6 protein-coding genes are annotated in these 12,311 nt (G+C 63.4%); 1 reads left to right on the top strand and 5 read right to left on the bottom strand.

Annotation, left to right across the window (positions count from 1 at the left end; all coding sequences use genetic code 11):
- Positions 1 to 66: 66 nt before the first annotated feature.
- The 4 genes from astD to NUV89_RS22475 all read right to left on the bottom strand — a co-directional run bounded on the left by astD (position 67) and on the right by NUV89_RS22475 (position 5,048).
- On the bottom strand, positions 67 to 1,536 hold the full coding sequence (astD, locus tag NUV89_RS22460; protein WP_257783039.1) for a succinylglutamate-semialdehyde dehydrogenase: 1,470 nt from the start codon (positions 1,534 to 1,536) through the stop codon (positions 67 to 69).
- Positions 1,533 to 2,558, bottom strand: coding sequence for an arginine N-succinyltransferase (gene astA / locus NUV89_RS22465; protein WP_257783034.1), 1,026 nt, complete (start codon positions 2,556 to 2,558; stop codon positions 1,533 to 1,535). The genes astD and astA overlap by 4 nt, the downstream gene beginning before the upstream one ends.
- 51 nt (positions 2,559 to 2,609) lie before the next feature.
- Entirely contained in the window at positions 2,610 to 3,629 is a 1,020-nt protein-coding gene (aruF, locus tag NUV89_RS22470) for an arginine/ornithine succinyltransferase subunit alpha (protein ID WP_257783035.1), read from the bottom strand.
- A 198-nt stretch (positions 3,630 to 3,827) separates the two neighbouring features.
- Positions 3,828 to 5,048: an aspartate aminotransferase family protein gene (locus tag NUV89_RS22475; RefSeq protein ID WP_257783036.1), complete on the bottom strand. Its 1,221-nt coding sequence runs from the start codon at positions 5,046 to 5,048 to the stop codon at positions 3,828 to 3,830.
- 246 nt (positions 5,049 to 5,294) lie between these two features.
- Here NUV89_RS22475 and NUV89_RS22480 point away from each other — a divergent pair, with 246 nt between their 5' ends.
- Positions 5,295 to 11,171: a dermonecrotic toxin domain-containing protein gene (locus tag NUV89_RS22480; RefSeq protein WP_257783037.1), complete on the top strand. Its 5,877-nt coding sequence runs from the start codon at positions 5,295 to 5,297 to the stop codon at positions 11,169 to 11,171.
- A 3-nt stretch (positions 11,172 to 11,174) separates the two neighbouring features.
- Here NUV89_RS22480 and argR read toward each other — a convergent pair whose 3' ends face one another.
- The gene (gene argR, locus NUV89_RS22485; RefSeq protein WP_257783038.1) at positions 11,175 to 12,155 is read right to left on the bottom strand and encodes a transcriptional regulator ArgR; all 981 of its coding nucleotides are present in this window, start codon (positions 12,153 to 12,155) and stop codon (positions 11,175 to 11,177) included.
- Positions 12,156 to 12,311 lie beyond the last annotated feature (156 nt).

Raw genomic sequence — 12,311 nt, forward strand, 5'->3', positions numbered from 1 at the left:
GCGGTGGATCAGTCACCTGAAATGTTGAATGACACACCGCTTTCGCGAGCAAGCCCGCTCCCACATTTAGCTCAGCGTAATGCCGGGGGTTAGTGTGGCTGGAACCACCAAGTTAGGCGTTTCCAACGACGCCACCGGATACGCACAATAATCCGCCGCGTAATACGCACTGGCGCGATGGTTACCCGACGCCCCGACCCCTCCAAACGGTGCAGTACTCGCCGCGCCGGTCAGTTGTTTGTTCCAGTTGACGATCCCCGCGCGGCTTTCCAGCCAGAATTGCTGGTAACGCGCTTCGGAGTCCGACAACAAGCCAGCGGCCAGGCCGTACTGGGTGTTGTTGGCCTCGGCAATCGCCGCCGCGAAATCAGCGTAGCGAATCACCTGCAACAGCGGGCCGAACAGCTCTTCATCTTCGCGTTCGGTCACGCCGGTCACATCGATGATGCCGGGCGTCAGCAGCGCGGCTTGATCCTGCGGCTGGGTCATTTCCAGCAGCGCCACGGCGCCGTTGGCGAGCATCAATTCCTGGGCCTCCATCAAGGCCTTGGCGGCCGCCAGGGAAATCACCGAACCCATGAACGGCGCCGGTTGCTGGTCGAACGCGCCCACTTCAATGGTCGCGCTGACCGCCACCAGGCGCGCCAGCAATGCGTCGCCCCACGCGCCTTCAGGCACCAACAGGCGACGGGCACAGGTGCAACGCTGGCCAGCGGAAATAAATGCCGACTGGATAATGGTGTAGACCGCCGCATCCACATCGGCCACCTCATCCACCACCAACGGGTTGTTTCCGCCCATTTCCAGGGCCAGGATCTTGTCCGGGCGCCCGGAGAATTGCTGGTGCAGATGATTGCCGGTACGGCTGGAGCCGGTGAAGAACAACCCGTCGATCCCCGGGTTCGCCGCCAGCGCAATACCGGTTTCCCGTGCGCCTTGCAGCAGGTTCAACACGCCCGCCGGCAAACCGGCTTCGATCCAGCATTGCACGGTCAGCTCGGCGACTTTCGGCGTCAGCTCGCTCGGCTTGAACAACACGGTATTGCCCGCCAGCAGCGCCGGGACGATATGCCCGTTGGGCAAGTGGCCAGGGAAGTTGTACGGGCCAAACACCGCCACCACACCGTGGGGTTTGTGGCGCAGCACAGCGGTGGCGTCGCCCAGGGGGCCGCTCTTCTCGCCGGTACGCTCGCGGTAGCTTTGCACCGAGATCGCAATCTTGTTAGCCATGCTGGTGACTTCCGTGGCCGATTCCCACAGCGGCTTGCCGGTTTCCTCACCGATGCAACGGGCGATTTCATCGGCGCGGATTTTCAGGGTGGCGGCGAAGGTTTCCAGTACGCCGATGCGCTCTTCCAGCGAACGCTTGGCCCAGGCCGGAAACGCCTGGCGCGCGGCCTGCACGGCGGACTCAACCTGCTCGGCGGTGGCGCCATTGCCGGCCCACAGCACTTGCTGGGTCACCGGGTTGCGCGATTCAAACAGCTCACCCTGGCCGGCCAGCCAGCTACCTGCGATATACAGCGAATTCATTATTTCAACTCCCGAGCAGCAGACAACGGAACAGCACGCACTTGGTCACCCACCACCAGTTGCAGGCGCTTGGCGGTCTGCGGATCGACCACCAGCGTGCCTGCCGCCAGACGGGCCGGAGCGGCCGTGATGCGGCACTCCTCGCGCTTGCGGTTATGGATCAGGAACGGCGTGGCGTCGTCCCCCGGCGTGCCGATGGCCAGCACCAGCGACTGGCTGTCGCGCACCGCACGGATCTTGCTGGTTTCACATTCCACCGCCGGGCCCGCGTCGAAGATATCGACGTAGCCCTGGTAGCTGAACCCTTCGCTCTTGAGCATGCTCAGCGCCGGTTCGGTGTCCGGGTGGACCTTGCCGATCACGTTGCGCGCATCCTCGGACAGGAAGCAGCTGTACAGCGGAAATTTCGGCATCAGCTCGGCGATAAACGCCTTGTTGCCCACGCCAGTGAGGTAATCCGCCTGGCTGAATTCCATCTTGAAGAAGTGCCGGCCCAGGCTTTCCCAGAACGGCGAACGCCCGGCATCGTTGGACACCCCGCGCATCTCGGCGATGATCTTGTTGCCGAACAGCTGCGGGAACTCGGCAATAAACAGCATGCGCGCCTTGGCCAGCATGCGGCCGTTGAGGCCGGTGCGGTAATCGGCGTGCAGGAACAACGAGCACAGCTCGGAGTTGCCGGTGAGGTCGTTGGCCAGGAACAGCGTGGGGATCTCGCGGTAGATGTTCAGCTCCTGGGAGGCGCTGACCGTCAGGCCGACCCGGAAGTTGTACCAGGGCTCGCGCAGGCCGACGGCGCCCGCAATGGCGGAAATACCCACCACGCGGCCTTCGTCGTTTTCCAGCACGAACAGGTAGTCGGCATCACCACGCCCGGCTTCGCCACGAAAGGTTTTCTCGGCCCAGCCAACCCGGTGGGTCAGGCGCTCTTCGTTGGCCGGCAAGGTGGTGAGGCCGGTGCCGGTGCTGCGCGCCAGATCAATCAGGGCCGGTAAATCGCTGCTGCGTACGGGACGAACGATCATGCTATCTCCTCAGACGGGCCGCCCGCTAAAGGCCACCCGCGAAACTCTGTGTTAAACCGCAACCAAACGCACGCTGGCGCCTTCGCCGACACCCAGCGCTTCCGCTGCCGCCAGGTCCAGGGTCACCGGTTTGCCGGGCGCGTAGTCCAGCTCCAGCAGCACCGCGCGGTAATCCTGCAACGAGGCATTGCTCACCAGGTACTGGCGGCCGACACCCTTGGCCATCTCGCCGATCTTCACCGGCACCACGCGGCTCTGGGCGATGGAGCGAATGCCCGAGACCCGGGCATGCAGCGTCGGGCCACCGTCGAAGATGTCGATGTAATGGTCGGTCTCGAAGCCTTCGCGCATGAGGATGTCGAAGGTGATCTGCGCACGCGGGTGCACCTGGCCCATCGCCTCTTGGGCTTCGTCGGGCAGCAGTGGCACGTAGATCGGGTAATGCGGCATCAGCTCGGCGAGGAAGGTGCGGCTTTTCAGCCCGCACAGGCGCTCGGCGGCGGCGTAGTTGAGGTCGAAGAAGTTGCGACCGATGGCGTCCCAGAACGGCGAATCACCGTTCTCGTCGCTGTAGCCGACGATCTCGGTCACCACCGAGTCGGCAAAGCGCTCGGGGTGGCTGGCGACGAACAGCAGGCGGCCACGGGAATTGAGTTCCGACCACGGCGAACCGACCAGCTCGGGCACCACGTAGAAGCTGGTGAGCAGGCTGTTGCCGGTGAGGTCGTGGCACTGGGAAAGCACGTGGATCTTGTTGTGGATCTTCAGCTCGCGGGAGGCGTGCACGAAGGTCTCGTTACGAAAACTGTAGAAGGGCTCGGAATAGCCGGCCGACGCGACGATGGCCGAGCAACCGGCGAGCTTGCCGGTCGCGGTGTCTTCGAGCACGAAGAAATAGCTTTCTTCACCGTTGAAACTCACCTCGGCCGCGAAAGACGCTTCGCTGGCGGCGATCTTGTCGCTGAGGCGTTCGACATCATCCGGCAAGGAGGTGACACCAATCGGGCTGTCCGCAGCCAGACGCTGTACCTCGCCCAGATCAGCCATTTGCGCGGGGCGCATCACCAGCATGGTGTCACTCCTTAACTCGAAAAACTCATAGAGGGAAAAATGCCGGGCCGGTCCTGTTCAACACAGGTCCAAATGTGGGAGCGGGCTTGCTCGCGAATGCAATCTGTCAGTCAACACATCTGGCGACTGAACCACCGCTTTCGCGAGCAAGCCCGCTCCCACATTTGGAAACGGTCCGGCCAGCAAAATGTGTTGCTATCAGGCTTGGGTCAGCGCCTTCACAGCACGCTCAAAACGATCCAAACCTTCAGTGATATCCGCGTCTTCCACCACCAGGCTCGGCGCAAAACGCACCACGTCCGGGCCGGCTTGCAGGATCATCAGGTTTTCTTTCTCGGCCGCGTTGAACACGTCCTTGGCCTTGCCCTTGAACGCATCGCTCAGCACGCAACCGAGCAACAGGCCCATGCCGCGCACTTCGGTGAAGATGCCGTACTGCTTGCCGATCTGCTCCAGGCGCGCCTTGAACTGAGCGTGCTTGGCATTAACGCCCGCCAGCACTTCGGGGGTGTTAATCACGTCGATCACCGCCTCGGCCACTGCGCACGCCAGCGGGTTGCCGCCGTAGGTGGTGCCGTGGGTGCCGACCACCAGGTGCTTGGCCAGCGCTTCGGTAGTGAGCATCGCCGCGATCGGGAAACCACCGCCCAGGCTCTTGGCGCTGGTGAGGATGTCTGGCGTCACGCCGTAATGCTGGTAGGCGAACAGCTTGCCGCTGCGGCCCATGCCGGTTTGCACTTCGTCGAACACCAGCAGCGCGTCGTTGGCGTCACACAGTTCACGGGCACCTTGCAGGTAAGCCAGCTCGGCCGGCAGTACGCCGCCTTCGCCCTGGATCGGCTCCAGCACCACGGCGCAGGTCTTGTCCGACACGGCGGCTTTCAGCGCCGCCAGGTCGTTATAGGGAACGTGGGTGATACCGGTGATTTTCGGCCCGAAGCCATCGGAGTACTTGGACTGGCCACCGACGTTGACGGTGAACAGGGTGCGGCCGTGGAAGCTGTTCAGCGCGGCGATGATCTCGTACTTCTCAGTGCCGAAACGGTCGAACGCGACACGACGGGCCAGCTTGAACGCGGCCTCGTTGGCTTCGGCGCCGGAGTTGCAGAAGAACACACGCTCGGCAAAGGTGGCGTCGATCAGCTTGTGGGCCAGGCGCAGGGCCGGCTCATTGGTGAAGACGTTGGACACGTGCCACAGCTTGTTGGCCTGTTCGGTCAACGCACCGACCAGCGCCGGGTGGGCGTGGCCCAATACGTTGACCGCGATGCCGCCGGCAAAGTCGATCAGCTCGCGACCCGCCTGGTCCCACACGCGGGAACCTTCGCCACGCACAGGAATGAATGCGGCCGGTGCGTAGTTAGGCACCATGACCTGGTCGAAATCGGCACGTTGCACCGGGGCTTGCTCAACGGACATCGGAGTCTCCTGAAGAGGAACGCCTGCCTGGACATGGCGGGCGATGCAGGGATTGTAAGGACAGTTTTCAGCGCGGCCTTGCCGCCAAGCGACAACTTCTTATAGCGCCAACCCGCGATTTTGGCGGGTTTACGCCAATGCGACAAATACCGTCGCAATGGCGCAGTTTAAACTAACTATCTAGAGCGGGTCGGCTCAAACGCGCTGATCTACTGATGCGCTTTACAGCCAATCAGAGATCCGCTCATGGCCACCCCCACCTCCGACCAACCCGACAGCCATTACCGGCCGCTGCATACCGGGATTCCCGCCTGGCTGGGCCAGGCGTCAACCACCAAGCGCCAAGCCCTGTCCCGCAGCAAACCGCAGCCGCTGCGGGCAAGCGCCACGCAACACGCCGAACTCAAACGCCTCAACGGCGCGCACTGGCACGCCCAGAATGCAGTGGATGACGCCCTGCAACACGTGCAAGGTCCCCAGGCCTTTGCGCGCTCGGTGCTTGAAGACGCACTGCTCACTCAATTCAGCCTGGACCTGGACAGCGCCGCCGTTTACCTGCGCCTGTATATCCCGCTGAACGTGCCCTGGCTGTCGATCCCCTCCGGCGCGGCGCGCACCTGGACCGTGTCGCTGCTGGACGCCGCCTTGCACAACTTCGAACACGACGAAACCCTGGCGACGGCGTTCGAGCCCGACTCGACCTTCATCACCCGCCCGTCCGCCAGCGGTCAGTTCGAGGGGTTGCCGGCGGTGCGCGAAAAGCTCTCGATCGCTGCGTTCACGCGCCTGTGCCGCGAACTGGATATCGGCGCGCGCTACCAAAAATACCTGCGCGAGCAACTGGGCCTCAGCCAGCCGGTGAGCGGTGCAGTGCTGCAGCACAAGGTGCAGGCCAGCCAGAAAGCCGCTTTGCGTGCCGCGCTGCACCTGGCACGGATCCGTGGTGATGTTCAGGACGATTTCGCGCAACAGGTCGAAGGGCTGCTGGAGGGACGTACCGCCCTGCAACTCGACGGTCTCGCGCTCAAGTGCCATGACTTGCAACTGATGGAAGCCCCCCTCAGCGGCATCCTGCTGTTCGCGCCCGACCTGGAGCGGACCCGCTCGGTGCAGCGCCTGGTGGCCTACGTGCCAGACGATCCCGTGCACCCGCTCAAGGAATACGCCTCGCCGCTGGCATTCAAGCAAGCGCTGACCCGGCAACTGCGCGCGGAGGACTACCAGGCGTTTTTCAGCCGGTTTGTCAGCCACGAACACCGTGGCGCATTTTTCGCCAACCTGAGCCAACGCCTTGCGCGCATCACCTGGCACCCGCCCGAGCGTGGCAGTGCAGTGGCACCCTGGCGCACGCAACCGACCGACGACCCCAAACTGCAATTTGTCGCCACGCCAGTCCCGGGCGATATCTGGACGCACCTCTACCAGCAAAAACTCAACCAGATTCTCAACGATGCACGCACTCAGGCCGTCTCCACCGCCGAAGTTGACCGCAAGGCCCGCTGGGCGCGCTGGGATTCGTTCGTCAATGTGGCGTCTTCGATTCTCAACGCTGCGCTGCTGATCGTCGCGCCGTTTATTCCGGGGCTGGGGGAGTTGATGCTCGGCTACATGGCCTATCAACTGCTCGATGACGTCTTCGAGGGCATCGTCGATTGGGCCGAAGGCCTGTCCCAGGAAGCTTTCGGGCATTTGATGAGCGTGCTGCAATCACTGGTGCAACTCGGCGCATTTGCCGCTGGCAGCACCATTGGCGCCGCCGAACTACGCAAGGTGTTGCCGCAGGACGTGCTGGCGTTTATCGACCGCCTCAAGCCCGTCACCCTCGCCAATGGCGCCAAGCGTTACTGGAAACCGGACCTTGCGCCCTACCGCCACGACATGACCCTGCCGCCACGCCTGGGCGTCGATAAGCTGGGCCTGCAAACGGTACGTGGCGCGCCGGTGCTCTCGCTGGAGGGTCAACTGTACGCAGTGCAAGCCCTGGCCGATGGCGAGCGCCATGTCATCACCCATCCGACTCGCCCCGAGGCCTACACCCCGCGCCTGCAACACAACGGCGCCGGTGCCTGGCACACCGAACTGGACAACCCGTTGCAGTGGGACCGCCCGACCCTGTTGCGCCGCCTGGGCCATGAGGTCAGCGAGTTGAGCGAAGCCGATCGCGAGTTGGCGTTGAACGTCAGCGGCGTCGATGATAACGCCCTGCGCAAGCTGCATGTACGGGGCGCACCAGTGCCGCCGCTGCTGGACGACACCTTCAAACGCCTGCGCATCGACCGCAGCCTGCACACCCTGATCGAGCGACTCAACAGCGACGATGGGGCGGCGCATCGACAGATCGACCCCCAAGACCTGCTGCAACTGCTCACCACCTATGGCGACTGGCCCCGGACCCGACGCCTGCGGATACTCGACGCCGCGGGCAACACCGCCTGGGAGTTCGGCGATACCGACAGCCCCGTGGTGCAGATCCACGAAGCACAACTGAACAACGGCGAATTGCTCAAGACCCTGCTGCAAACCCTGACCCCGGAAGAGATCCGCGCCCAGTTCGGCGAACGCGCGGCCGACCCGCAGTTGAGCCTGGACAACCGCGTCAAGCAACTGCGCAAAAAGCTCGCGCGCCTGGCCCAGGCCCATCGCGCAGAGCTGTTCGACTCGCGCTACAGCCAACTGCAAGTGCCGGCCGGCGCAGCCGCGCAACAGTTGGGCAAGAGCGCCACGGGGCTGCCGGGCAACGTTGTCGCGCACCTGCTGGACCACGCCAGCGCAAACGAATGGGACGAGCTGGACCATCAACGCACACCGCCGCGACTGGACGACCTGGCCCGCTGCACCCTGGACGCGTTGCGCATCAACCGCGCCTACGAAGGCCTGCACCTGGCGGCGATGCCCAACCTCGACAGCGAACGGCTGGCGCTGAATACACTGAAGATCCAGCCAGGCTGGTCGGCCAACCTGCGCCTTGAGGCCAGGCACCTCACCGCGCAGGGGGAGAAGTGGTTGCACGTTGGCCCCGAAGACGCGCCGTTACTACGCACGCTGGTGCGTACCCGCGACGGCCGCTATGTGCCCCACGACGAACAAGGCCCGCTGTCCGGCGAGACCGACCTGTACACCGCCATCCTCAATGCCTTGCCCGATGCCCAACGCGATGCCCTCGGCTTCGGCGTCAACCAGGGCCCTGCCCTGCTCCAGCGGCTGCGGCAACGCCCGCTGACACGGGAAGAACTGCGCCAGATACTGGGCACCCACGCGATCCGCCCGCCCACCCTGGAAACCCTGCGCCTGCTGGGCGCCGACGCCGGCTACCCGGCCCAGGCCGCACCGGCAGCCCCGCTGCCGACCCTGGAAGAGCGCGCACGCGCGGTGTATCCGGCGCTCAATCGCCTGCAAATCAGCGACCTGATTAACCACCTCAACAACCATCCGCACGGCGCCGCCAATGGCCTCGCGGCACTGGCCGAAGAGTACCGCCAACTGGAGAGCGACCTGCGCACGTGGCAGCGACAAGTCCCCGTTTCCCATCCCGAAACCGGCGAACGATTGTCGGCGGACGCGCTGCGCAACGAACGGCAGAATCGGCACATCTTCGCCAGACAATTACGGCGCTGCTGGCGCCGTGAAATGGAAATCGATGATTACTTCGAAGACCCCACCCTCGATGGTTACGCCCTGCGCCTGGATTACCCCACCCTCGGCGCGCTGCCGGAGCTGACAGCAAATTTCGACCACGTGTCACTGCTGACGGTGAGCGGGCATGCACAGACCCCTGGCGTACTCGCGTTCCTGGGCCGCTTCCGGCAACTGCGCCACCTGACCGTCAAGGGTTTCAACCTGGGCAGCGTGCCGGAGCTGGTTTTCAACTTGCCCCGCTTGAACTCCCTGAGCCTGAGCAGTTGCAATATCCGGCTGACGCCTGCCAGCCAGGCACGGATCGCCGCGTTGAGCCGTATGCAGTCCCTGGTCCTGTATGACAACCCCCTGGGCCTGGCGCCCAGCGTCGAGGCGATGCCCAACCTGATTCACCTCGATTTGTCGCACACCCGGATCGACCACCTGCCGCAAGGCTTGCTCAGCCGCCTCGAACTGCAAGTGGCGTTGCTCAACAACAACCAGATCCGCGAACTGCCGGCCGATTTTTTTGCGTTGCCACCGCGCAGAAGCGACGGTTTTTTCTTCAGCAGCAACCCGTTGTCGCAGACGACGGTTGCGCAGATCAAGGCTTACTACCAGCGTCATGGCATCACCTTCGGCGCCAATGCCTTCCACGGCGACTTGCGCGAAGCACGCCAGCTGTATCCAAGCCTGGGAATGGTGGAACTCAATCGACTGATCTACAGCCTGCCCGGCACACTCGAAGCCGGCCAGCTGGAACTGGCGCGCCGGGCCGGGGAGCTGGCAACCCTGCAACAACAACTGGCCGAATGGGAACAGGCGCCCGGCACCAGCCCGCAAGAGTTTGCACGACGAATCGCGCTGCGTTTGCTGCTGGAGCGCTGCTGGCGCCGGGAGGTCACCGAAGGAAGCCTCTACCGTCACACGCTGAAAATCCCCACCCGCGTGACAGGCGAGCTACCCGCCCTCAACGCGTCGTTCCAGCACATTACCGAGCTGACGATCGAGGGCAATGCCACGCCGATAGATGTCGAGCACTTCCTTGGCCGGTTTCCGGCACTGCAAGACCTCACAGTCAATCACGCACGACTGGGGGATATCCCGCAGGCAATCTTTGCACTGCCCAGGCTCGAACGCCTGGACCTGGAAAACTGCGCACTGCGCCTGACCCCAGCCAGTCGCACACACCTTGCGCGGCTCACCTCACTCAAGCACCTGGACCTGAGTGACAACCCGCTGGGCGAACCTGTGGACTTCAGCCAATTGCGCAACCTGGCCACCCTGAACCTGCGCGCCACAGGACTCGACGCAATCCCCCGCAGCCTGCTGGCAGAGGCCCCCCGCGAATACGTGAACCTCAGCGCAAACAGCATCGAGCAGTTGCCCGCCGAGTTGTTTACGCTACCGGCGCATATCGGTCGCGGATTCAACCTGTCGGCCAACCCGTTCGCGCGCCAGGCCCTGGAGCTGGTCAAGCGCTACTGTCAGCGCACCGAGGAATGTTTCAATATCCAGGCGCCCACCGCGCAACGTGAGCGGGCCCAGCGGCTCTATCCAAAATTGCAGGATGACGAGATAGACCGCCTGGCCTTCGGGCTGCCCGGCGACCTGGACAACATGGATGCCGCACTCAGTGCCCTTGAAGCGGACTACCAACAACTGGTCCGCGACCTACAGCGTTGGGCGGACGATATCCCCACAGAACATCCCTTGGTCGGCGGCGCACTGGAAGACTTCATGCGCGTCGAAGAGGAACTCAACCGGCGCCGTGTCACACGCAAGCTCGAAGAGGCCTGGCGCCGGGAAAGCCCGCTTGATGACGAAAGCCTGGATGAGCGCACCACCCACCGGGTAGTGCTCAACACGCCCATCATCGGTGCGTTGCCGGTGCTGAACATTTCCATGGATCATGTGACCGCGTTCGACCTCAGAAGCGCATTCAGCCTCACCGAGATCGATGGCACGCTCAAAGCCTTCCCGAACCTGCAAACCCTGATCGTCAGCCACTGCACACTCGACGCGCTGCCGCCGGCGGTTTTCTCGCTGCACAAACTGACCAGCCTTGATCTGTCCCACTGCGAGATACGGCTGACCCCAACCACCGCCCGCTCGGTAGGCGACCTGGGCACCCTTGAGTACCTGGACTTGAGCAACAACCCGCTGGGTAACGCGCCGGATGTGAGCAACCTGCATCAATTGAGCTCGCTGCACCTGCCCAATACGCAGATCGATGCCGTACCTGCCGGGGTGTTCCAATTGAACGAGTTGCATACCCTGGATTTAAGCAATAACCAGATTCGCGATCTCCCCGATGACTTTTTGGCCATGCACCAGGTGTTCGACGACGACAGCGACCTCAGAGCCAATCCCTGGTCGCAGGAGAGCCTGAGGCGCATGCGCGAATACTTCCTGCAAACCGGGGTTTTCTTCCAGATGCCGGAAGTCACCGTGAATGGCGCGGGTATCCAACTGGCCCCACTGCCGGAGGAACACCTGGAGGAGTAACGCCTAGCCGCGTTCGGCCGGAACCGACGACAGTTCGAACGGGCTGCTGCTGCGCCGCTGGTTGCGGTCTTCGCGGGGGGTGGCGCCGAAGAAGTTGCGGTAGGCGCTGGAGAAGTGCGGCCCCGAGGAGAAGCCGCACGACAGGCCGATCTGGATGATCGACTTGCTGGTTTGCATGAGCATCTGGCGGGCCTTGTTCAGGCGCAGTTCCAGGTAGTACTGGCTGGGGACGCGGTTGAGGTATTGCTTGAAAATCCTTTCAAGCTGTCGTCGCGACACGCAGACGTGCTGGGCGATTTCGTCGGTGGTCAGCGGCTCTTCGATATTCGCTTCCATCAACAGAACGGCCTGGGTCAGCTTCGGATGGCTGGAGCCCAGGCGGTTTTGCAGGGGGATGCGCTGGCGCTCGCCGCCTTCGCGAATGCGCTCCACCACCAGTTCTTCGGAGACCGCACCGGCCAACTCAGCGCCGTGGTCACGGGCCAGCACCGCCAGCAGCAGGTCGAGTACCGACATGCCACCGCAGGCCGTGAGGCGGTCGCGATCCCAGTCGAACAGATGGCTGGTGGCGATGACCTTGGGGAAGCGCTCGGCGAAATCGTCCTGCCAGCGCCAGTGCACGGCGGCGCGGTAGCCGTCCAGCAAACCGAGCTGGGCCAGCGGGTAGACACCGGCCGACAAGCCGCCGATCACGCAACCGGCGCGAACCAGTTGTTTAAGGGCCGTGCTGAGCTGGGAGGCGATAGCGGTCGGCGGCTCGTCCGCCAGCAGGAACAGCTTCTGGAAGCCTTCCAGCTTGCCGGCCCACGGCTCGCCCGGCAGTTGCCAGGCGCCCTCGATGGACGGCTCGGCGAGCAGGAACGACAGCTCGTAGACCACGTCCGGATGCACCCGCTGAGCAACGCGCAAGGCCTCCTCAGCCAGCGCAAGCGTGAGTGCTTTTGTGCTGGGCCAAATCAGGAAACCAATGCGATGGGCGGTCATGGAAGGCTATCCGAAGCGAAGAACGGTAATGAAGGGGTGAGCTAATGCTAGCCCGTAAACCCACACAAATCTCAAATACGATGAAGTACCAATGTGGGAGCGGGCTTGCTCGCGAAAGCGGAGTGTCAGTTGATACATGTATGTCTGATGTACCGC

It is taken from the genome of Pseudomonas sp. 18.1.10 (assembly GCF_024655625.1).
Classification (GTDB): domain Bacteria; phylum Pseudomonadota; class Gammaproteobacteria; order Pseudomonadales; family Pseudomonadaceae; genus Aquipseudomonas.